The organism is Mesorhizobium sp. EU05-FHT14A09, assembly GCF_058790995.1.
In genome coordinates this window covers 553,642-575,905 of the sequence record NZ_JBYTDF010000002.1, presented here as the reverse complement: position 1 = coordinate 575,905, position 22,264 = coordinate 553,642, and the positions used below count along the sequence as shown (strand labels likewise).

Here is a 22,264-nt window from a genome sequence, read left to right as displayed (position 1 = left end):
CTCATCTGCCTGCCGGCATCTTCTCCCCGCGAAAAGGGAGAAGAACATTGCCATCAGTCGTTCCACTTCACCTTGGTGAGGTCGTTGGCGGGTACGGGCTGGTTCTGCCACAGGCCTTCGATCTTGGCATCCCAGACGCCGACCTTCGGCAATTCGAACAGGAAGCCCACCACGGCGTCGTCGGCGAGGATCTTCTGTGCCGTGCCGAGCAGTTCCTTGCGCTTGGTCTCGTCGGCGGTGACATCGAGCGCCTCGATCACCTTGTTGAACTCCGGGTTCTGGTAATTGAAGTAGTAGTCCTTGCGGGCATAGATGCCGATGTCGTTGGGCTCGACATGGGAGACGATGGTGAGGTCGTAGTCCTTCTTGGTGAAGACCTGGTCCAGCCACTGCGCCCATTCCACCGGAATGATCTCGGCCTCGATGCCGACATCCCGCAGTTGCGATGCGATGATCTCGCCGCCCAGGCGCGCATAAGGTGGGGGCGGCAGCTTCAGCGTCACTTTCGTGCCGCCTTCCAGGCCCGCTTCCTTGAGAAGTTTCTTCGCTTTGGCAGGGTCGTGCGGATAGGTGCCGGTCAGGTCGACATAATCCTTGCTGGATGGCGACATATGCGAGCCGATCGGCTGGCCGAGGCCTTCTGAAGCACCGTCGATGATGGCTTTGCGGTCAAGCGCATAGGAGATCGCCTGGCGGACCTTGAGCTGGTCGAATGGCGGCTTGCCGTTGTTCATCGCGAGAATGGTCTCGCCCTCGGTCGAGCCGACCACGACCTTGAAGCGTGGATCGGACTGGAATTGGGACAGGCTGTCGCTGGTCGGCATGTTGGGGAAAGCCTGCACGTCGCCGGACAGCATGGCCGGGACTGCCGCCGAGGCGTCGGGAATGAAGCGGAATTCCGCCTTGTCGAGGAAGACAGGATCGCCCCAATAATTGTCCGATTTCACCAGCGTGACGGAAGATCCCTTTGCCCAGTTCTGGAACTTGAAGGGGCCGGTGCCGATCGGCTTTTCCTTGTTGGTCTCGGCGCTTTCAGGCGCCACGATCACCGCATCACCCCAGCCCAGATTGTACAGGAAGGAGCCCTGCGGCTGTTTCAGCGTCACCCTGACGGTTGCCGGATCGACGACTTCGACGGTGTCGATGGCTGCAAAGAGCTGCTTCTGGGCGTTCTGTGAATTCTCGGCGCGGGCTCGGTCGAGCGAGAACTTGACGTCCGAAGCGTCGAAATCAGTGCCGTCGTGGAACTTCACACCCTTGTGCAGTTTGAATGTGTAGACTTTGCCGTCTTCTGAAATCGTCCAGCTCTCGGCGAGATCGGGCAACACCTCTCCGTTGGGTCCGATGCGGGTCAATCCCTCGAAGATGTTGGCATAGGTGACTTCGCGTATGGCAGCAGCTGCGCCGGCGGTAGGGTCGAGATGCGGCGGCTCCAGCACCATGCCAAGCACCAGATCGGTGCGGGCAGCGAACGCTGCCGTGCCTGAAGCAAGCGCCACCGCAGTGGCTGCCAAGACCGTCTTCCAGAGCCTCATCGCGATTCCCCTCATTATCCTGCTTGTTTAAGGTGTGTTGAGATTCAAACGACGCCGACCTGCAGATGGCAGCTTTCCGCGCTGCCGGTGCTCACGTACTTGAACGTACGCTCCGCTCCGGTTCTCGAAAGCCACCATTTTCGGCTCGTCCTGGTTTGAATCTCAGCGCACCCTAGCTCGGGCGGGATAGAAGCGTGAAATTCCAACGGAGTAAATCGCGTTTGTTTTCATCGATGATGCCGGTGAGGAAATCTTGTGCCAATATACCGGCTCTATCCGGTGCGCCACGACCGGCGGTGACGCGCCGCAGGCGGAGGGTGTGATGATGGATGCGGCAACACTCAAGACATTGCAGGCTCCCCTCAAGGAAGCCTATCGCGATATGCCGGAAAAAGCGCTCATCACCTTGCGTGCCAAAGGTTCGATCGACGACCAGTCGATCGCCTGCAAGGTGGAAACCGGCCGTGCCCTGGCAATAGCCGGCCTCCATCCGGCTACAGGTGGCAGCGGGCTGGAGTTGTGCTCCGGCGACATGTTGCTCGAGGCGCTGGTTGCCTGCGCGGGCGTGACACTGAAGGCTGTCGCGAGCGCGCTCGAATTCAGACTGGACGGCGCCACGCTAGTCGCGGAGGGCGATCTCGATTTTCGTGGCACTCTGGGCGTCGCCAAGGACGCGCCGGTCGGATTCAGGGCGATAAGGCTGGGGATCGAATTGCAGACCGACGAACCGCAGGAGCGCATCGATTCGCTGGTGAAACTCACCGAACGCTATTGCGTGGTGTTCCAGACGATCAACCAGCGGCCGCAGCTGTCGGTCGCGGCGCGGCGGCTTTAGAGCGTTTCCGTTTTTCACGGAAATGCGGAAACGCTCTAAGTTTTGTTTTCGTCGCTTTTTTGTAACGCCAAGTGATCCCACCTGGCTACAAAATGCTCTAGCTCCGTCCACCCCGTAACAGCACGTTCAGCCCGATCGCCATGACCTTGGCCGATTGCACCATGTCCTCGATGCCGACCCATTCGTCGGGCCGATGGGCAAGGTCGAGGATACCCGGGCCGTAGGCGATGCAATCGAACAGGTGGCCGATGCGGGCAACGTGTTTCTGGTCGTAGGTGCCAGGAGAGATCACATAGTCGGGTTCGCGCTCGAACACCTGCATGATGCCCTCGGCGACCGCCTTGACGACCGGTGCGTCGCGCTCGGTCATGGTCGGCTGCACTTCCATGACGTCGCGGATGCGATAATCGAATTTCGCTCGCTCACGCTTCAGCCGGTCGAGAATATCGACCACTTCGCGCTTCACCTCATCGAGTTTTTCTTCGAGCAGGAAGCGGCGATCAATGGTGAGGCGGCAGGAATCCGGCACGTTGGGAGAGGGGAGCCCCGGCCGGAAATCCTCGGTCTGGCCACCGTGGATCGAATTGATGTTCATCGTCGAACGCCGCGCACCTTCGGGGACCACCGGCATCGACGTCTGCTTGCGGTCCAGCGCGGGAAAGAGGTCGGCCTCGAAAGCCGCGAGAACGGCGCCCATATGACGCACCGCATTGTCGCCGAGGAAAGGCATCGAGCCGTGAGCGATCTCACCCAGCGTCTCGATCTCGGCCCACCAGACGCCGCGATGCCCAAGGCAGATGCGTTCCTTGTTGAGGGGCTCGGGGATGATGACGTGGTCTACCCGGGGCTTCGAGAAGTAGCCCTTGCTGGCCAGGTAGGCGACGCCGCCGAAACCACCGGATTCCTCATCCACCGTTCCTGAGATCTCGATGGCGCCAGGGAAATCCGGATAGGCCTCCATGAAGGCTTCGACCGCGATGATCGAGGCCGCAAGCCCGCCCTTCATGTCGCAGGCACCGCGACCATAGACGCGCCCGTCTTTCACCACGCCGGCAAAAGGATCGACAGTCCAGCCTTCGCCCGCCTCGACCACGTCGATATGCGAGTTGAAATGCACGGTAGGGCCGGGCGTGCGACCGTCGAAGCGGGCAACCACGTTGACACGTGGATAGCGATCATTGTCGCCCGGTGTGCCTTCGCCACGGATCAGCTCGATCCCGAAACCACGTTTTTTCAAACGCTCGGCGATGAATTCCGCGCAGGGCCGATAAGCCTCGCCCGGCGGGTTCACTGTGGGAAAACGGATCAGGTCGGCGGTCAGCGCGACCAGGTCGTCGGTGCGCGCTTCGACGCCTCGTAAGAGTCGGTCGGTCATCGCGGAAGTTGAGCAGGGAAAGCCTATCCCATGCAAGTGCCTGCTCGTTGATCCAGCTGGCGGTGTTTCGTGCGTTGGAAGCCGGCAAAATGGTTCACATTCGCGTCAACGGCCCGGTCATATGCACCAGGTCTCTTGTGTAAAGCAGATCACTGTTCTTTTAACCTTTGAAAGATAAAGTGAGAGATCGGAATTCTGGGGAAGCAATGCAGGGAGAGGGGCCAGACTCATGAAGAAGTCTGTTCTTGTGGGGGGTATTCTAGGAGCGGTATTGTTGGTGAGTGCTGCCGAGAGCCGTGCCGACGGCCTGGTCGCCAGGGTCAACATATCGACGCAGACGATGACGGTAAGTCGCTACGGCGAGGTCCTTTACCGCTGGAATGTGTCAACGGCCCGAAAGGGTTACGTCACGCCGAGCGGCAGCTGGAAACCGAAGCGTCTGCACAAGATGTGGTATTCCAAGAAATACGACAACTCGCCCATGCCGTTCTCGGTCTTTTACAATGGCGGTTATGCCGTGCACGGCACCAATGCTGTCCGGCAACTTGGTCGTCCGGCTTCGCACGGCTGCGTGCGTCTGGCCACCGCCAATGCCGCGACCTTCTATTCGCTGGTTCGCGAAGTCGGCATGAACGATACGCGCATTGTCGTCACATATTAGGTTGTAGCCTCTTGAGCGCGGTGTCAAAGCCGCGTCGGGGGTGACCTGTCATAACGGATTGCGGCGCGGCGGTAGTCCTTGAGCCTGATAATACGCTCAATGGAGTCCGGCGCGTCGTTTGCTGAAGACGAACAACGAGTAGCATTGATGATGCTCGACCAATCACGGAAGTCCGGCAGCCGTGATCCAGCGATCACCATCCGTCGCATACTCAAGGTCAACCACGCAGGCGAATTTGGCGCAATTCGGATTTATGGCGCCCAGATTGCGGTCGCGCGGCGGCTGTTCCCTGATATCGTGCCGCTGCTGAAAGACATGCGCGACGACGAAATCGATCATTGCCGTCTGTTTCGCGATGCAATGCCTGCCAGATGCGCCAGACCCTGCCGCGTCATGTCGCTCTGGAGCCTCGGTGGCTACGTGCTCGGCTTTCTGACCGCGCTCTGCGGTCGCAACATGGTCTGGATTTGCACGGAAGCCGTCGAAAGTACGGTTCATCGCCATCTGGAAGATCAACTGACCTTTCTCGCCTCGCGCGATCCGGACCTTCACGCCCTTATCGCTTCGATACAGGAACAGGAATTGGCGCACCTGCGCGAAGCCGAAAAGAACCAGAACAGGCAAGGTCTGAGCCATGCCATGTTGTTGCCCGTCATAGGCGGCCTTACCGACCTTATGATCTGGCTTTCGACATGGGGTGATTCAACCTGGATGCGTGCGGAGATGGCCCGAGCCAGAAAGACGGACTAGGCGTCCATGCTCGTTTGTCAGGCGCTTCACCGGCCCGGCTGTCGACGGCAATGAAGATGGGCTGCCACGAGGCAGCCCATCCACAAATTCCACAAAGCTTACGGCCTGACTGCGGTGACTTCGATCTCGACGAGGAAACCGGGTGCCGCAAGGCCGGCGACCTGGAAGACCGAGCGTGTCGGCAGGTTCGGCTGTTCCTCGGTACCGAAGAACTGAGTGTAGCCTTCCATGAAGCCGCCGAAGTCCATCTTGCCGCCCTTGGCCGGGTCACCGACCAGGAAGACCTGCATCTTGACGACGTCGCCCATCTTGAGGTCGAGGCCGGCAAGCGTCTTTTCGATCGACTTCAGCACCGACTCGGTCTGTGTCTTGGTGTCGCCATAAGCAGCAAGCGAACCCTTTTCAGCTTTTTCGTCAGCGACCGAGGGTACCGCCCCGCTGACGTAAACCGTGGTCTTGCCCGCCGGAACTTCGACCGCCTGGGAGATCGGGAAGTCCGAGTTCGGGATCTTGTGACGGATGACGTCTTGCGCCATCGCGCCGCCGGTCATGGCCATCAGTGCCGCAATCAAAGCGGCGCCGGTCCGTGCTTTCATAGCCGGTGTTCTCCTTCTTGCTGATAATCTGGGGCGAGGTGGGCCCTGAAGCCCACTTCTGGTCGTTTATTAGCGGGCGTCCTTCACGTCCTGTGCAGTCGCGGCATCCTTGTAATCATTGCCGAAATGCGTGCGGACGTAGTTCACCACAGCAGCAACCTGTTCGTCGTCGAGCATCTGGCCGACGGGCGGCATGCCCTTCTGACCATGCAGGATGACATAGATCGGGTAGCCGGCCGATTCCAGGTTGGTGTTCTTGGCAAGTGCCGGATACTTGCCGGCGCCGACCGCTCCTTCGCCCTTTTCCATATGACAGGCCTGGCAAAGGTTGGCGTAGAGGGCTTCCCCTGTCTTCTGGGAAAATGTGTTGCCGGTGGAGAAGGTGGCGCCCGCCGAGTCGGCGAAAGCCGCAGAACTGGAGAGTGCCGTGAGGATTGCCGCGGTCGCGGCGAGGCCGAATGGCCTGTTTGTCTTGGTAGTCATGATGACGTGCCTTGCAAAATTGAGGGAAAGAGGGATGGGCCGTGCGGCCGTCACCCCTGCAGAACGCGTTTATGCAGGCGCTCGATGGCGTTCAGGGCCGAGAGAATCGCTCCTTCCTGCCAGGCAGGAATGTAAGAGGCATGCTCGCCGGCCAGCATGATGCGTCCGTCGAGCTGGCACAGGTTGTCGTAGTGCTCCTTGCGGGCCTCTTCGGTCCAGTCACCGGCGCAACCCAGCGTGTAGGGCGAGCGATGCCAGGCCCAGGATACGCCGTTTTCAAACTCATCCTTGTACTGCGGATGGATCTGGCTGCCGTATTCGACCGCGCGCTTGACCCGGTCCTGTGGCGACATCGCCGTGAATTCGTAGGAATTCGGGCCATTCCAGGTGTAGCAGCCAAGCAGCACAGCCTTGCCGGTCGTGTTGAAGCCAGTGCTGGGATAGGAGATCTGCGTGATCGGCAGGTCGGTGTAGGAAACGCCGCCGAAGATGAGGTCGTCTTCTTCCCAGAAACGGCGCTTAAACTGCAGGCCGACCTTGACGGACGAAGCATAGGGCACGGCCGCGATGGCCGCCTGCATTTCGCCACTGACCTTGATGTCGATCTGGCTCAGGATGGTCAGCGGGATGGTGCAGATGCACCAGTCGGCACTCGCCTCCTGCGTGGCGCCGGGCTTGGTCGTATCCTCGTAGGTGACCGTCACGCCCTTTTCGTTCTGGTCGATCTTGGTCACCTTGGCATTGAAGGTGATCAGGTCGCCGACTTCCTTGGCGAAGGCTTCGCCGACTTTGCCCATGCCGCCTACGGGCTGGAACATGGTGGTCTGGAATTCGTAGAGCGCGAAATTGGCGAGGCTGCCCCAGAGTTTGGACTTCAGGATGTCGGACAGCCCGATCGGATCGCCGGGAACGGGTGCCGCGCCGAGGCCGCCGCCCGGGTCCTTCTCGTAGCCGCGATATTCCGCGGAGGTCAAGGCCTTGGCATAGGCGTAGTCCTTATCGAGCGCCCCCCACGATTTGAGCGCTTCGAGGAGCATTTCCTGGTCTTCCTTGGTGACGTCACCCTCGAGCTTGCCCTTCTGGGTGACCTTGGCCAGCAACTCGGATGTATGGCCCTGGAAATCGGTCTTGATGTCGCGCACACGCTGCGGCTTGCCGCCGAAAGCCGTCGAAGAATGCAGGAAAGCATTGTGGTTGATCTGCTGGAACGGCTCCAACTGGACGCCCAGTCGCTTGCAATAGTCGAGCAAGCCGTTGTGGTGGTACGGGATACGCCACGGGCCGAGATTGACGTAGAGGCCGTCTTCGAATTCGCAGGTCTGCTTGCCGCCGCCAAGTTCACTGAACGTGTCGCCGCCGCGCACTGTCCAGTTACGGCCGCCGGCGCGGTTGTTGTATTCCAGAATCTTCACCTTGTAGCCGGCTTGGCGCAGCTCCAGCGCCGCCGTCATGCCGGCGAGGCCGGCGCCCAGGATCAGCACGGTGGCGCCTTTCGGATCGCCTTCCAGCTTGATGCGCCCCTTGTAGCCGGACTCGGCCGCGAGGCCCATTGTGGTCATGGCCTGGTACATGGCAGCGGACCCCGCCGTCATGCCAATGAGCGTGAGCAGCTTGCGCCTGCTCAATCCATTAAGTGTATGATTCTGTAACACGTCTAGTCCTTTCTGGCCGCCAATAGCGGCGTCCGCCCCTGCCGGAAGCACCCCCGTTCCATCCAGCAGCACGGTCGAAGCTAGGACGCTGCCAAAGCAAGTCAACGCGGCGCCGGGAGATGGTTCAACGGATGCAAGTGAATTGGCGCAAACCGCGAACTCGCCATTCGGGCGGTGTGGGCGGGTATTTTCCCGATTTATCAATGTGATGGGAGAATGTGCTCAAATAGCCATTACCCATGGATGAAATTGCTGTCGGGAACCCTGTTCGCGCATTTCCTTTCCGATTGTGTGCCGGTACGTTTCGACGTGGAGGAGTTCGCTCGATGAATCGCACCGAACGGGTGGCGCTGTCCGAACCGATAGCCGACGAGGTCCGCAAGACGACCTGCTACATGTGCGCGTGCCGGTGCGGCATCAACGTGCACATCAAGGACGGCAAGATCCGCTACATCGAAGGCAATCGCGACCATCCGGTCAACAAGGGGGTGCTGTGCGCCAAAGGGTCGGCGGGCATCATGCAGCATTACGCTCCGGCGAGGCTGCGCGCGCCGTTGAAACGGGTGGGACCGCGCGGCTCCGGCGAATTCGAGGAAATCAGCTGGGACGAGGCGCTTGAGATCGCCGGCGGCTGGCTCGACGGCGTGCGCCGCGACGATCCGAAAAAGCTTGCCTTCTTCACGGGACGGGACCAGTCGCAATCCCTTACCGGTTTCTGGGCGCAGCAGTTCGGTACGCCGAACTACGCCGCACATGGCGGCTTCTGCTCGGTCAACATGGCCGCCGCCGGCATCATGACGATTGGCGGAGCATTCTGGGAGTTCGGCGCGCCGGACTGGGAGCGCACCCGGTTGTTCGTGCTGTTCGGAGTGGCGGAAGACCACGATTCGAACCCGATCAAGATGGGCATCGCCAAGTTGAAGCAGAACGGAGCCCGCTTTGTTTCGGTCAACCCGGTGCGGACCGGCTATTCAGCTGTTGCCGACAACTGGATCGGTATTCGCCCGGGCACGGACGGGCTGCTGATCCTGGCCATCGTGCACGAACTGCTCAAGGCGCGACGCATCGATGTCGACTATTTGGTGCGCTACTCCAACGCCACATGGCTGGTCGTCGATGCCCCCGGCACTGCCGAGCACGGTCTATTTGCGCGCGATGGCGACGGCAGGCCACTCGTCTTCGAGAGTGTTACGGAACAGGTCGTCGCGGTCGGCAGCAAGGGAGCGAGGCCCGCACTTTCCGGGCGCGTGCAACTCACCGACGGCCGCTTCGCGGTACCGTCCTTTCAGTTGCTCGCGGAAAAATACCTCGATCCGAAATACGCGCCGGAGGCCGTTTCCGCCGAAACGGGTGTGGCTGCGGACACGATCCGCGGGCTTGCAGCGGAAATCGGCCGGGTCGCGTTCGAGGAAGCCATATCGATCGAGCAGCCATGGACGGATGTGCATGGCCAGCGTCACGAGGGTTTCATCGGGCGGCCGGTGTCATTCCACGCCATGCGCGGGTTGTCGGCTCATTCCAACGGTTTCCAGACAGCCAGGGCGCTGCACATGCTGCAGGTGCTGATCGGCGCGGTCGATTGTCCCGGCGGTTTTCGGTTCGAGCCGCCTTATCCCAAGCCTGTCTCCGCGCATCCGACGCCGCACGGCAGAGCCGAGCATTTCGGATCGAACAAGCCGCTTTCAGGACCGCATCTCGGTTTTCCGCGCGGGCCGGAAGACCTCCTGGTCGATGCCGAAGGGCGACCGACGCGCATCGACAAGGCATTTTCCTGGGATGCACCGTTCTCGGTGCATGGGCTGATGCACATGGTGATCGCGAATGCCCATGCCGGCGATCCATACCCGGTCGACGTGCTGTTTCTCTACATGGCCAACATGGCCTGGAACTCCTCGATGAACACGGCGGGCGTCATCCGCATGCTGGAGGACAAGGACCCGGCAACCGGCGACTACAAAATCCCGAAAATCATCTATTCCGACGCCTATGCCTCCGAGATGGTTGCTTATGCCGACCTCGTCCTACCCGACACGACCTATCTGGAGCGCCATGACTGCATCTCGCTGCTCGACCGGCCGATTTCGGAACCGGATGCCGTGCAGGACGCCATTCGCTGGCCGGTGATCGAACCGGACCGCAATGTGCGCGGTTTCCAGAGCGTGCTGATCGACCTCGGAGCGCGGCTGCGTCTGCCCGGTTTTGCCGACAATCACGGCAAGCCGCTCTACAAGGATTATGCCGACTACATCGTTCGCCATGAACGCCGGCCGGGCATTGGCCCGCTGGCGGGGTTCCGTGGCCTGACCGGCGACCGCGTTGGGCGCGGCGCGACAAATCCGCAGCAGTTGCAGCGCTATATCGAGAACGGCTCGTTCTTCTCCGCGCATATTCCGATGGAGGCGCAGTTCTTCAAACATGCCAACCAAGCCTACCAGGACTTCGCGGTGCGCTTGGGCTTCTTCGACACCCCCCAGCCGGTAACGTTCCAGCTCTACCAGGAATCGCTGCAGAAGTTCCGGCTGTCCGCTGAAGGCTTGCGCGAGCCGCTGGCGCCGGAGACGCACCGGCAGCGTATCCTCGATGCTTTCGACCCGTTGCCCGACTGGTATCGACCGTTCGGCGAGGCGATGGTCGACCGGCAGGAATTTCCCTACCACGCCATCACCCAGCGCCCGGCTGCGATGTATCATTCCTGGGGTTCGATGAATGCGTGGCTGCGGCAGATCCATACCGCCAACCCGCTCTATGTGCCTGAACAGATCTGCGAGCAGCTGAGCCTCGTCGATGGGGACTGGGTGTGGCTGATCTCACACCACAGCCGCATAAAGGTGCCGGTAGCGCGGATGGCGGCGGTGAATTCCTCGACGGTGTGGACCTGGAACGCCATCGGCAAGCGGGAAGGGGCGTGGGGGCTGAATCGCAATGTTCCGGAGGCGCAAAAAGCCTTCCTGATGAATCACTTGATCCACGAACTTCTTCCGCCGAGGCAGGACGGGCTCCGCTGGTCGAATTCCGACCCGATCACCGGCCAGGCGGCCTGGTACGACCTCAGGGTCCGTATCGAGAAGGCCGACAAAGGGGCGGTGAGCGAGCCACATTTCCCAGCTATCGCCGAGCCTGACGGGGAGCCGCCAAGTCCGGCGGAACTGCGCTACGGGCAGGAGTGGGCACAATGACCAGCCTGCCTGTACAGCCGACGGCAAGGAAGCTCGGCCTCGTCATCGACCTCGATGTCTGTGTCGGCTGCCATGCTTGCGTGGTGAACTGCAAGGAATGGAATACCGGCGGCTACGGCGCTGCCTTGTCGGACCAGCAACCCTATGGCGCCGATGTCTCGGGCGCATGGCTGAACCGGGTGCATTCCTTCGAGGTGGTGCCGGCGGGCGGTGAAATCGTCGGCGAGGCAGGCGACGCTCGCATCGTGCATTTCCCCAAATCCTGCCTGCATTGCGAAGATGCGCCCTGCGTGACTGTGTGCCCGACCGGCGCTTCCTACAAACGCGCCGAGGACGGCATCGTGCTGGTCGACGAGGACAAATGCATCGGCTGCGGCCTTTGTGCCTGGTCGTGCCCTTACGGCGCGCGCGAGATGGATCTCGCTGCCGGCGTGATGAAGAAATGCACGCTGTGCATCGACCGGATCTACAATGAGACGATCGAGGAAGTAGACCGGCAGCCGGCCTGTGTGCGGACCTGCCCGGCCAATGCACGGCATTTCGGCGATCTTGGCGATCCGTCCTCGGCCGTCTCGATCCTGGTCGCCGAGCGTGGCGGTATCGACCTGATGCCGGAGCAGGGAACGCGCCCGGTGAACAAATATCTGCCACCCCGGCCGAGGAAGCCACTGGCCGCGTGCGCCGGCCAAGTGGCTCGGGGCGAGGACACCAGCGGCGCGACGGGCTTCTTTGCCTGGCTCGACGGCATGCTGGACCGTATCTGATCCATGCATCCGGCTGCATCCATCATCGCCTTCACAGTGCTATCGGGCCTCGGCTACGGGCTAGCGGCTATCCTGGGAATCGGGTTGCTCGACCCAGCGGCAATCGCGACCAAGGCAGCCCATGTCCTTGCGTTGGGCCTGATTGCCTGCGGGCTGCTGTCCTCGACGCTGCATCTCGGCAATCCGCAACGCGCCTGGCGCGCGTTCTCGCAATGGCGCTCGAGCTGGCTGTCGCGGGAGGGCGTGCTGTCGGTCATTGCTTTCGTGCCTTTGACCCTTTCGGCATGGCTTTGTGTTGTCGAAGGACGCTACTCCGCACCAATCGGGCTTGCCGGGTCGGCATTGTCGCTTGCCACCGTCTTCTGCACCTCGATGATCTATGCCTCGCTGAGATCGGTGCAGGCCTGGCATACGCGACTGACGACGGTCTGCTATCTGTTGTTCGCGCTGGCAGGAGGGGCGCTGCTGGGCAGCGCATTCGGGTTGGCGGGCAGCGGAACGGCAAGCCTGGTGCTGTTTCTTGCGCTGGTGTTGTCGATCGCGGCCTGGACGGCCAAGATCGCCTGGTTGCGCCATCTCGATACCCTCCAGCCTCTGTCGACACCGGAAAGCGCTACGGGTCTCGGCGCGATCGGTCGTGTCCGGCTGTTCGAGCGGCCGCATGTCACCGAGAATTACCTGACCCATGAGATGGGTTTCCGCGTGGCCCGAAAACACGCCGCCAAGCTGCGCAGGCTTGCGCTGCTGTTGGGCGGATTGCTGCCGGGAGGGCTGGTGTTTCTGGTGCTGGCCGTGCAGATGGCCGGCGAAGAAGCCGGGGTCGTGTCAATGCTGACGGTGGTGGCTGCGGTGCTGAGCCATGCTGTGGGGATGGTGACCGAACGTTGGCTGTTCTTCGCCGAGGCGCGTCACGCAGTGATGAATTACTATGGCGGCTAGAGCTAGGCACGCAAGTTCGCTATCGCCCGCCGCCGTCAGGTTGCGTGATCGATCGGCTTAGCTGCCGGCTACGGCAGGCTTGGCCATCTTTTTCTTGCGCACGCTGCGCAGACGTTTGGCCAGCCGCCGCAATGCCGCGAATTTCTCGCCCGGCTTTGCCGGTTGCTGGCTGCCCCACGGCGTCCATAGCCCCGGGTCTTTCTTCCTTGTGTGTTCGTCCGTCATCGCCCTGCCGCCCTGCCTGTGACCGCACTGTCGATTACAAAAGTTAATGATCAAGTGTGGCAGAAGTTGCGAGTTTAGGCGATCCTTGTCTGCAATGCCTGTCACATTCGCGCGAGGATTGTGCGCGTCGCAGAGATTTCGCCGCCAGATCGAAAATGTGAGCGCGATGGATCGACCTTCAGCTGCATCTTACCGCTTCGGGCGTGTCCGCGAAGACCAGCGCCCCCAGCTTCGCTGATCTTCGATTCGTCAGTTTTTTGCTCTGGTTCTCTGCTTTGCGCAGTTCCGGACGGAAAACCGCTACGCACTTTTCCTGAAATTGCTCTAGCGGGTGCGGCCCCTGATCTGCCAGCGCTTGTGGAACCACATCCACTGCCCTGGGTCCTGACGCACCCAGCCTTCGACCGTGTCGTTCATCAGTTGGACCATCGCGGCCACATCCAACTGACCGGCGGCGTTGCGCGGCAATTCGAGCTTGTCACACAAAGTCAGCCGAAAGCGGTTGCCGGGGAGGCGCACCGAGAAGACAGGATAGACGTCGCAGTCGAACTGACGGGCCAGCTTCGGCACCAGCGGGCTGGTCTGACACGGCTGGCCGAAAAAGGTGGACAGAACGCCGTTGGTGAACTTCTGGTCGACGAGGGCGCCGACATTGCCGCCACGCTCCAGGACCTGCGCCATGGCAAAGGAGACACCGTTCTTGGAGGCGAGCAGTTCGCCCATCGTCGCGGCGCGCGTGCGGAAGATATATTCAGCGAGGTAAGGGTTGTTCGGCGCCCGGAACAGCGCCGAAACCGAGAGATCGAACGTAGCAGCCGCGACCGGCAATAGCTCGAAATTGCCCATATGCGCGGTGAAGAAGATGTGCGGCTTCTTCTCGTCGCGGATCTTCAGGAACAGTTCCTTGCCGATGACCTCGACGCGACCGGGTGTCTCGGCGTCGGGGTCGTAGTCGAACAGCTGTTCGAGGAAGACATATTCACCCGCCAGCCGGCCCATATTTCCCCACATGTCCGAGGCGATCTTTTCGATCTCGGCGTCGCTCTTGTCGGGATAGGCATTTTTGAGGTTGGCAATGGCGACACGGTGACGCCCCACCTTGGGGCCGATCGTGCGCGCTGCGCGGTCGATGAAGTTGAGGGCGCGATCCGGCGGCAGCATACGCATGATCGCCAGGATCGCCATCGCGACGCGCGCGGTAAGCCAGTATTCGGCAACTTTCAGCCCGCGCAGCGTCTTGTAGACGAGGGGGCGCAGCATTGGTTCGCGCGCGTCGGCCATCAGCCCACGCGCAGGATGATCTTGCCGAAAACGTCACGGCCTTCCATGCGCTTCAGCGCCGCGTCGATGCCGTTGAAATCGACTTCGGTGTCGATCACCGGTGCGACAAGGCCGGCTGCCATCTTTTGCATGGCGTTCGCCATGTTCTCCATGCGGCAGCCGAAGGACCCGAGCAGTTTCAACTGCTGCTGGAACAGCATCATCAGGTTCACTTCGGTCGAAACGCCGGAAGTCGAGCCACAGGTGACGAGACGGCCGCCACGCTTCAGCGAAAACATCGAGCCGGCCCAGGTGTCCTTGCCGACATGCTCGAAGACGACGTCGACGCCCTTCTTCCTGGTGATCTTGCGCACCGCGCCTTCGAAACGGTCTTCGCGGTAGTTGATGACGTGATCGGCGCCGAGCGCCTTGGCCTTTTCGATCTTGTCATTGGAGCCGACCGTGGTGATGACGGTGCAGCCGATCTTCTTGGCGAGCTGGATGGCAGCCGAACCGATGCCGGAGCCGCCGGCATGAACCAGGATCGTTTCGCCGGGTTCCAGTCTGGCGTTGTCGAACAGCATATGCTCGACAGTGCCGAAAGTAACCGGCGCAACAGCCGCGCCGACGGCATCGACGCCGGGAGGTGCCGGAACCAGCAGGCGAGCCGGCAGGTTGATCTTCTCCTGCGCGAAGCCATCGAGATGGAACCCGTGTACGCCACCGACATGTTCGCACAGATTGTCGCGCTTCTCACGACAAGCGCGGCACAACCCGCAGGTGCGTGCGCCATAGATCGAGACCAACTGGCCCGGAACCAGGTTGGAGACGCCTGGGCCGATCGCCTCGACCTCACCGGATGCCTCCGCGCCGACCGTCAACGGCAGCTTGCGCTTGGCGAAGGCCATGCCACGCCAGCCCCATACGTCGATGTGGTTCAACGCCACGGCCTTGATGCGCAGCGTCACTTCACCGACGGCAGGAGGCGGGGGAGGAGCGACGTCGACCAGTTCCAACCGGCGATCCTCGATGAGTTGCAGTGCGCGCATGTGATCTCGCGTCCAGTTCGTCTTAGAGAGTGCAATAGGGGAATGGGGCAGTAGGGCAACAAAATGCCCTATTCCCTTATTGCCCTAGTGCCTTTGCTGAGAGGCGCCTTAAACGGGTTCCCGTGCCATGACAAGGCAGGTGTTCTGGCCGCCGAAGCCGAAGGAGTTGGACAGAACCGTGCCAACCTTCGCCTCGCGCTTCCTGTTCGGCACGACATCCAATGCAATCGCCGGATCGGGATTGTCGTAGTTGATGGTGGGCGGAATGACACCTTCACGCATGGTCATCAGCGAGAAGGCGGCTTCAATGGCACCGGCCGCCGACAAGGTGTGGCCGATCATCGACTTGTTGGACGAGATCGGGATCTGGCTGATCCGCTCGCCGAAAACCGTCGATAGAGACAGATGCTCCATCTTGTCGTTTTCCGGCGTCGAGGTGCCGTGCGCGTTGATGTAGTCGATCTCGTCCTCGGAAAGTCCGGCATCGGCGAGCGCTGCCTTGACCGCGGCAATCGCCGGCGAGCCGTCCGGCTTGGACCGGGTACGGTGGAAATCGTCGGCTTTCTCACCGCAGCCGCGCAGGATGCCGAGCACGGTGGCGCCGCGTGCGAGCGCGCTTTCGAGTGATTCCAGCACAAGAGCGGCCGAACCTTCGGCCAGAACGAAACCGTCGCGGTCCTTTGAGAAAGGCTTGGAGGCCTTTTCCGGAACGTCGTTGGAGGTCGAAAGCGCGGACAGCAGCGAGAAGCGGATCAACGCCTCGGCCGTGGCCGAGCCGTCAGCGCCGACCGACAGCGCGCGCTCACATTCGCCGCGGCGGATCGCTTCGACCCCAAGCTGGATTGCAGTGGCGCCGGAAGCACAAGCGGTGGACAGAGTGATCGGCAGCCCGATGGTGCCGAAAGCGTCGGAGAGGCGATCGGCAATCGTGCCGAACTGCGCGGAATCGAACATGTCCGACGAGTTCAGCCCGCGCGCCACTTCGAGGATGCGCTCGGAGGCGTCTGCTCGGTCGCCGCCTTTGTAGAGAGCCAGCCGGTCGCGCCAGTCGAGCTCGACGGGCGGCGAAGCGAGAAAGAGCGGACCGCCGAAATTCTCAGGGTCGATGCCGGCTTCGGCGACCGCTTCGCGCGCCGCGGTCTCAGCCAGCTCGTAGGTGAGGGCGCTGGCCCCCTTGCTGCTCGACGGCAGGAAGTCGACCATGCCGGAAATGCGGGTGTTCAACTGGTCGATGGGAAAGCGGGTGATCGGATGGATGCCCGACTTTCCGGAGGTCAGTGCCGCCCAGTTGTCAGCCTTGCCGACACCCAGCGACGTGACCACGCCGATCCCGGTGACCGCGACCACCGGCCTGCCCAGATGATCCTTCAGCTTTGCCATGCCTCAATCCTTGACCTTAGAGCAATCCAGCAAAAGTGCGTTGCGATTCTGCGCCCGGGATTGCGTAAAACAAAGAGATAGAGCGTTTCCGCGTTTCCGTTAAGAACGGAACCGCTCCAGTTGCCTTGTGGCGGCGATCCACCCGCCGCCTGGCGGCCGCTTGGTACCGCTCAAGCAGCGCTGACCAGCGCCAGGCCCTCGAATTGGTGATAGCCGACCGCCGTTGCCAGTACCTGCTCGGGGATTCCGTCGAAATTGCGCTCGAACGCCGCATCGAAGACGGGATAAGGCGCCTTGTTGTGAACGGCGAGTGCGGCGAGCGCCACCGCGAAGGGGAACTGCGCTTCCTTCATGTGGCCGGTCAGCGTGCCGAAGCCGCGGGCGCTCAGGCCGGCTGCATCGATCGCTGCCTTCTCGGCCGACGTTGCGGCATGGCCGCCGGAAGCGCCGGAAAGTGCGAGCAACTGGCCTTGCGGCAGATTGGCAGCCTTGAGCAGCGCCTCGATGGTCGAGCCCAGCTCACCACGCTTGCGACGGGCGCGTCCAGAGCGGACCGGACCGAGTTCGGCATAGATGCGGGCGCCGCGCTTTTCGGCATGCTCGCGGCTTTCCAGGACCAAGAACGCACCACCCGAACCGGAAACGACGCCGCCGCCTTCCGAGCCCGAACGCTGCCAGACTGGCTTCCAGTCGCCCCTGTGCAGATAGGCGCCCAGCTCGTAGCCGAGCAGCATGTCCGGGTGTTCGGTCTGGAAGGCCCCGCCTACCAGCATGTGCGTGGACTGGCCGGATCGGACACGCGCGGCTGCCGTCTCGACAGCGGCTACGCCAGCACCTTCCTCGCCCATGAAGGTGCGCGAGGAACCGGTGACCTTATGCACGATAGAGATGTTGCCGGCGAGCAGATTGGACAGCTGCGCGAGGAACAGCGTCGGCCTGAGCTCGGTGGTCAGCTTTTCGTTGAGCAGGATATCGAAGTCGTTGCGGCTCTCAGAGGCAGCCAGGATGTCATTGTCGACCGCCACGTCGCGCTCGCCGCCACCGGCCGCCACCACCATGTCCATGGTGGAGCAAAGAGCTTCGTCGGTCTTGATGCCGGCATCATCCAGTGCAAGGCCGGCCACATAAGTGCCCAGTCGCTGCCAGGTTTCCATCTGGCGCTGGTCGCCGCGCTTGACGATCTGCAGATTCCAGTCGATCTCGGGCAGGGGGTGCACGGTGTAGGGTGCGAAGCGCTCGGCCTCAAGCACGGGCCTGGCGCCCGCGATCGTCAATTTTTGCCAATGCGCGTCGGGGCCTTCTCCGAGGGAAGACACAAGGCCGATGCCGGTGATGACGACGTCGTGGGATTTCATGGGCGGTTTGTGGGTCAGCGCGCGCCGCCCGTCAAGGGCGGCCGGCGCGCCGGCCTATCAAATGTCAGGCCGCGCTCTTGGCGGCGACAAGCGCGTCGATCTTCGCGCAGAGGTTCTTCATGACAAAGTATTCGTCGGTCGAAGCCTTGCCGTCATTGACTTCCTGGGTCCACTTTTCGAGCGGAACCTTGATGCCGAATTCCTTGTCGATGGCGAAGACGATGTCGAGGAAGTCGAGGCTGTCAATGCCGAGATCGTCAATGGTGTGGCTTTCCGGCGTGATCGTATCGATGTCGATTTCGCTCGTGTCGGCAATGATTTTGGCAACTTTTTCAAACGTCGTGGACACGGGCAATTCCTTCGAGCGGGCGGATTCAGTGTTGGAGGTTGTCGCGCTCTCTAATCCGTTTTGCATGGCAGGAAAAGGGCGAATGTGCCACGCGGATGTCAGGAAACGTATTTGCACAAGCATATTGTCGACATGTGCCGCAAGGGAAGGCTGGCAATTCCAGGTAACTGAGAGGCCGCCGGAGTGTTTCGGCGGCCTCTCTTCTTCAACCAGCAAGATGTTGCTGCCGGCCCGTCAGTTTTCGCGCAGCTTGACCAGGTCATTGAGCAGTCCGCCCGTGCCGTTGTGCACGGTCAGGCGCTCGACCTTGCCGGCAATGGCCTCCAGTGCTTCGAGCTCCTTCAGCCGCAGCATGACCGGGTTCTCGGCCATCACCTTCGCCGTGTTGAGTAGAGCGCGCGTGGCGTTCGTCTCCTCTCGGCGGCGAATGACGTTGGCCTCAGCCTGCTTTTCGGCCGCGACCACCTGGTTCAGGATCTCGCGCATCTCGCCGGGCAGGATCACGTCCTTGAGGGCGATGTCGGAGACCTCGATGCCGATCTCGGCCATGTCGGCCTTGACCTTGGCAGCAGCTTCCTCGTCGACCGTCACCTTCTTCTCGAGGATCTGGTCGAGGCTGAGAGCTCCCAGCGTCTTGCGGAAGGCGTACTGCAGCGCGCGGTAGAGGGTTTCAGAGAAATCCTTCACCGTGGCCACTGCCTTCAGCGGATCGACGACGCGATACTCGGCGGCGATGTTGACGCGGATCGTAACGCGATCCCGGGTCAGCATCTCTTGTCCTGCCACGTCGAGCGACTGGCGCTTGAGGTCGATGACCTTCATCTGGATCGTCCGGCCGGAGTTCCAGAAGCCGTGCATGCCGGCACCGAGCGTCTCGACATGGGTGCCGTCGACGAACAGCAGTCCAGCCTGGCCGTCCGAAACCGTGAACAGGACCATCTGGTCGGTCTTGCGGGCAAGGACCAGCCGGCGCATCAGCAGCGGCTCGATCGTGAGTTTGCCGCCGATGTCGATCACCGTCGTCGCCCATGGACCGGCATCGACCCACAGAACCAGCTTTCGATCGGGGCCGACCACGGTGAATGGCTGGCCGTCGCGCTCGACAACCGCAACCTCCGCCTTGCCCGTCCGCACGACCGTCAGGTGGCTCGCCGCAACTTGCGGGAGCTTGTCGAACAGGGCCTTCTCGTAGGCCGAAACGAATTCCGGCGTCTTCAAGTCGTGCTTGACGACGTCGAGACTGTCACGGCGGTTCGGCAGAACATGTTCGCCCGGGCCAAAAATGCCCAGCAGTTCGCCCTTGTGCAGGGCGATCGCACGTTCGTTTTCCTTCACGAGGACGCGCTTGCGCCTCAAAATCGTATCGAGAATGGTCATGTTCTTCACTCCTTCGAGCACGGCTAAGTCATCTGCCGGCAAGTCCTTTCTTCGTTTCGTTTCATATCCCGGTCATGAAGATCCGGGGACCGGTGGCATTTGTCGTGGCGGGTCAGCGGGAGCGGACCGCGAGGCATTCGGGCGGACGCGGAGGCCGTAGCCTGCCTTGTCGACCCGGATGCGCCTAGGCCTTCACCGCGGGCCTGGCCGCAGCAAACGGCGTCGAACCATCCGATGCGGCCATCGCCCGAAGGCTCCGGCCGTTCGTCCGGCTCTCCGCATTCCAGTCCCCGGACCGCTTGATCAGTACACCTTGGAGGGTGTTGGCTTATGAGGCCATTGGAGAAGGATTCGAACCTTCCACATTCAGATTCGCAGTCTGATGCTCTACCAACTGAGCTATCCATGAGTGAATGAAGGGATTCGAACCCTTGACCTCCGGATACTCGGTCCGGCGCTCTACCGCTGAGCTACATCCGTTCCGACCTCCGAAGCGGCGCCGTATGCAGGGCCGGCAACGCCGCCTGCACGGGTGGAGACAGAAGCTCCTACCGTTGTGCTCGCTCCGGCTTTCGTGACCGGGAGCGCGCCTATACCCCCTGCGACGGACTGTCGCAAGCGGCATTCTGATGGCCGAATCATGGCTTGGCGTGGCGGTGGCATTTGGGCAACAGCCGGGGCCGCCGAAACGCAAAATCATTCCGACCAGAACCAGGTCAGAAGATGATACGGCCGAGCACGCGCAGTTTCTCGCCGTCGACACCGACGATCACCGCTTCTCCTTCGCGGGCGCCGGCGCCCGTCAGCGCCTGGATGTTCTCCAGATGGGTGACCATGACGAGATTGCCGTCGCCGGTGAAGTCTTTCACCGCCTGGACCACCGCAGTGTTCTGCGCGGTCGCGGTCGCCGGATCTTTCGACAGGAGATCGAGCGGCTCGAATTTCTCAGCCTTGTTGTCCTCGAACGCGATGCCGGCGGTGTCGAGTGCGCGGCAATAGCGGCTGGACAGGACCCGGTCGATCGGGGCGGCGCGCGCCGCAAACAGGGCGCCGATCTTGCGCGCCTGCTGCCTGCCGCGATCGGACAGCTTCTGCTGGGTCGAGCATGTATCGATGTCAAATCCCGCCGGATCGCCGTTGCCGGTCACCGCGGCGTGTCGCAGCAGAACGACATGGCCACCGGCCCGGAGCAACGCCCAGCCGGCATCGGTGGCGTTGGCGACGACAGGTATGAAGCACAGCAGAAGGGCAAGGGCGAAGCGAAGCATGAGAACCTTTCCGTCGTCCCATCGACGCCGGTACGGGTCATATAGGGATGGCAAAGCTTTCAGGAAGGCAAGCCGACAGCGGTTTGCCAGCTGCCTTGTCGAAGCCGGTGCGCTGTTGTTGCGCGGCCGGTACGGCTCTCTTATCAGTCCACTGTCGAGGGATTTGATGTCGCCGCTCACCGAAACCGTTCTGTTCGTCTTTGGCCTCGTGGCCCTGGGATACCTGGCCGGGCTCTCCGGCTATCTCAAGGCGCAGAGTGCGGAAGGCGTGGCCGAATTCGCCGTCGGCGTCGCCATGCCGCTTCTGCTTTTCCAGACGATGGTAAAATCCGATTTCCATGGTTCCGCTCCCTGGCTGTTGTGGGCGACCTATTTTTGCGCCGTGGCGCTGACCTGGATCGCCGGCCATCTGGTCACGACGCGCCTGTTCGGCCGCGACAGCCGCACTGGCATCGTCGGCGGGGTTTCGGCTGCCTACTCCAACATCGTCCTGCTCGGCGTGCCGTTCATCCTTGGCATTTATGGCCAGCAAGGGTTCGAAGTGCTGTCCTTGCTGGTGTCGATACACCTGCCGATCATGATGATGGCGTCGATCGTGCTGTTCGAATTGTTCGGCCAGGACGAAGCCAGTGGTCTGCATCCGCTGAGGGTGCTGCGTCGTTTCCTGCACAAACTGTTGGTCAATCCGCTGATCATCGGCATCCTGGCGGGGCTTGCCTGGCGACTGACCGGCGTTCCGCTGCCTGGACTGGTGTCGCGGCTGACAGAAGCGCTGGGCGGGACGGCGGCTCCAGTGGCATTGTTCGCGATGGGGCTTGGGCTCAACAGATTCGGCATCACCGGTCATATCGGCCCGGCAGTTGCCCTTTCGGTGCTGAAACTGTTCGTCATGCCGGCGATCACGCTGGCCCTGGTGTGGCTGGCCGGCTTGCCGCCGCTGACCGCCCAGGTCGCTGTGCTTGTCGCGGCGCTGCCTTCTGGCATCAATTCCTATCTCATCGCCGTGCAGTTCGAGACCGGGCAGGGACTTGCCTCCAATCAGATGACGCTCGCCACCGCCTGCGCCGTCATCACGACTTCGTTCTGGCTGGCGGTTACAAGCCAGGTGTTTGGATAGGGCTGGATTTACGCTGGCCCAGTGCTTAGGTTGAGCAATGGCGATTGATCGTTGGGCCGGCGCTGGAGTAAGAGCGATGGTCCAGTTACGGCAGTGACGCCGAAAACACCCATCGACC

Annotated in this window: 20 protein-coding genes and 1 tRNA gene; 7 read left to right on the top strand and 14 right to left on the bottom strand. The window is 61.8% G+C overall.

The features are described from left to right. Positions 1-53: 53 nt before the first annotated feature. Complete coding sequence (locus tag AC3WTO_RS10185) at positions 54-1,535, bottom strand: ABC transporter substrate-binding protein (protein ID WP_492460577.1); 1,482 nt, start codon at positions 1,533-1,535, stop codon at positions 54-56. 325 nt (positions 1,536-1,860) lie between these two features. Here AC3WTO_RS10185 and AC3WTO_RS10180 point away from each other — a divergent pair, with 325 nt between their 5' ends. Beyond that, on the top strand, positions 1,861-2,370 hold the full coding sequence (locus AC3WTO_RS10180; protein ID WP_492460859.1) for an OsmC family protein: 510 nt from the start codon (positions 1,861-1,863) through the stop codon (positions 2,368-2,370). Between the two features lie 97 nt (positions 2,371-2,467). Here the strand turns inward: AC3WTO_RS10180 and AC3WTO_RS10175 are convergent, their stop codons facing one another. Then, positions 2,468-3,745, bottom strand: coding sequence for an acetylornithine deacetylase/succinyl-diaminopimelate desuccinylase family protein (locus tag AC3WTO_RS10175; RefSeq protein ID WP_492460576.1), 1,278 nt, complete (start codon positions 3,743-3,745; stop codon positions 2,468-2,470). 229 nt (positions 3,746-3,974) lie between these two features. Here AC3WTO_RS10175 and AC3WTO_RS10170 point away from each other — a divergent pair, with 229 nt between their 5' ends. Further along, entirely contained in the window at positions 3,975-4,406 is a 432-nt protein-coding gene (locus AC3WTO_RS10170) for a L,D-transpeptidase (RefSeq protein WP_492460575.1), read from the top strand. Positions 4,407-4,556: 150 nt separating this feature from the next. Beyond that, positions 4,557-5,156, top strand: coding sequence for a demethoxyubiquinone hydroxylase family protein (locus tag AC3WTO_RS10165; RefSeq protein ID WP_492460858.1), 600 nt, complete (start codon positions 4,557-4,559; stop codon positions 5,154-5,156). A 98-nt stretch (positions 5,157-5,254) separates the two neighbouring features. On the opposite strand, the gene AC3WTO_RS10160 is transcribed toward AC3WTO_RS10165, so the two are convergent. The 3 genes from AC3WTO_RS10160 to AC3WTO_RS10150 all read right to left on the bottom strand — a co-directional run bounded on the left by AC3WTO_RS10160 (position 5,255) and on the right by AC3WTO_RS10150 (position 7,827). Beyond that, on the bottom strand, positions 5,255-5,752 hold the full coding sequence (locus AC3WTO_RS10160) for a RidA family protein (protein ID WP_492460574.1): 498 nt from the start codon (positions 5,750-5,752) through the stop codon (positions 5,255-5,257). Between the two features lie 69 nt (positions 5,753-5,821). Further along, positions 5,822-6,235: a c-type cytochrome gene (locus tag AC3WTO_RS10155; protein ID WP_492460573.1), complete on the bottom strand. Its 414-nt coding sequence runs from the start codon at positions 6,233-6,235 to the stop codon at positions 5,822-5,824. A 50-nt stretch (positions 6,236-6,285) separates the two neighbouring features. Then, the gene (locus AC3WTO_RS10150; protein ID WP_492460857.1) at positions 6,286-7,827 is read right to left on the bottom strand and encodes a flavin monoamine oxidase family protein; all 1,542 of its coding nucleotides are present in this window, start codon (positions 7,825-7,827) and stop codon (positions 6,286-6,288) included. 386 nt (positions 7,828-8,213) lie between these two features. On the opposite strand from AC3WTO_RS10150, the gene AC3WTO_RS10145 reads away from it, so the two are divergent. From AC3WTO_RS10145 to AC3WTO_RS10135, 3 genes are read left to right on the top strand one after another with little or no spacing between them, the layout of a single operon-like run. Then, positions 8,214-11,063 (top strand): molybdopterin oxidoreductase family protein, encoded by a 2,850-nt coding sequence (locus tag AC3WTO_RS10145; protein WP_492460572.1) that lies wholly within the window; start codon positions 8,214-8,216, stop codon positions 11,061-11,063. Further along, positions 11,060-11,827 carry a 4Fe-4S dicluster domain-containing protein gene (locus AC3WTO_RS10140; protein ID WP_492460571.1) on the top strand — a complete coding sequence of 256 codons (768 nt, stop codon included), beginning with the start codon at positions 11,060-11,062 and terminating at the stop codon, positions 11,825-11,827. The genes AC3WTO_RS10145 and AC3WTO_RS10140 overlap by 4 nt, the downstream gene beginning before the upstream one ends. A gap of 3 nt (positions 11,828-11,830) precedes the next feature. Next, on the top strand, positions 11,831-12,766 hold the full coding sequence (locus AC3WTO_RS10135; protein ID WP_492460570.1) for a dimethyl sulfoxide reductase anchor subunit family protein: 936 nt from the start codon (positions 11,831-11,833) through the stop codon (positions 12,764-12,766). 57 nt (positions 12,767-12,823) lie between these two features. Here AC3WTO_RS10135 and AC3WTO_RS10130 read toward each other — a convergent pair whose 3' ends face one another. From AC3WTO_RS10130 to AC3WTO_RS10090, 9 genes are all read right to left on the bottom strand, one after another. Then, entirely contained in the window at positions 12,824-12,991 is a 168-nt protein-coding gene (locus tag AC3WTO_RS10130) for a hypothetical protein (protein WP_492460569.1), read from the bottom strand. Between the two features lie 324 nt (positions 12,992-13,315). Next, positions 13,316-14,251 (bottom strand): lipid A biosynthesis lauroyl acyltransferase, encoded by a 936-nt coding sequence (locus AC3WTO_RS10125; RefSeq protein WP_492460856.1) that lies wholly within the window; start codon positions 14,249-14,251, stop codon positions 13,316-13,318. A 20-nt stretch (positions 14,252-14,271) separates the two neighbouring features. Then, entirely contained in the window at positions 14,272-15,300 is a 1,029-nt protein-coding gene (locus AC3WTO_RS10120) for a zinc-binding dehydrogenase (RefSeq protein ID WP_492460568.1), read from the bottom strand. Between the two features lie 108 nt (positions 15,301-15,408). Then, positions 15,409-16,680, bottom strand: a complete 1,272-nt coding sequence (locus AC3WTO_RS10115) for a beta-ketoacyl-ACP synthase (RefSeq protein ID WP_492460567.1) — start codon at positions 16,678-16,680, stop codon at positions 15,409-15,411. A gap of 170 nt (positions 16,681-16,850) precedes the next feature. Further along, the gene (locus tag AC3WTO_RS10110; protein ID WP_492460566.1) at positions 16,851-18,035 is read right to left on the bottom strand and encodes a beta-ketoacyl-ACP synthase; all 1,185 of its coding nucleotides are present in this window, start codon (positions 18,033-18,035) and stop codon (positions 16,851-16,853) included. Positions 18,036-18,099: 64 nt separating this feature from the next. Further along, entirely contained in the window at positions 18,100-18,384 is a 285-nt protein-coding gene (locus AC3WTO_RS10105; protein WP_054307986.1) for an acyl carrier protein, read from the bottom strand. Between the two features lie 234 nt (positions 18,385-18,618). Continuing rightward, positions 18,619-19,761: a slipin family protein gene (locus tag AC3WTO_RS10100; protein ID WP_492460565.1), complete on the bottom strand. Its 1,143-nt coding sequence runs from the start codon at positions 19,759-19,761 to the stop codon at positions 18,619-18,621. Between the two features lie 335 nt (positions 19,762-20,096). Beyond that, positions 20,097-20,170 (bottom strand) — tRNA-Arg (locus tag AC3WTO_RS10095). Positions 20,171-20,477: 307 nt separating this feature from the next. Then, entirely contained in the window at positions 20,478-21,029 is a 552-nt protein-coding gene (locus AC3WTO_RS10090; protein ID WP_492460564.1) for a histidine phosphatase family protein, read from the bottom strand. A 166-nt stretch (positions 21,030-21,195) separates the two neighbouring features. On the opposite strand from AC3WTO_RS10090, the gene AC3WTO_RS10085 reads away from it, so the two are divergent. Further along, positions 21,196-22,146 carry an AEC family transporter gene (locus AC3WTO_RS10085; protein WP_492460563.1) on the top strand — a complete coding sequence of 317 codons (951 nt, stop codon included), beginning with the start codon at positions 21,196-21,198 and terminating at the stop codon, positions 22,144-22,146. The last annotated feature ends 118 nt before the right edge of the window (positions 22,147-22,264 follow it).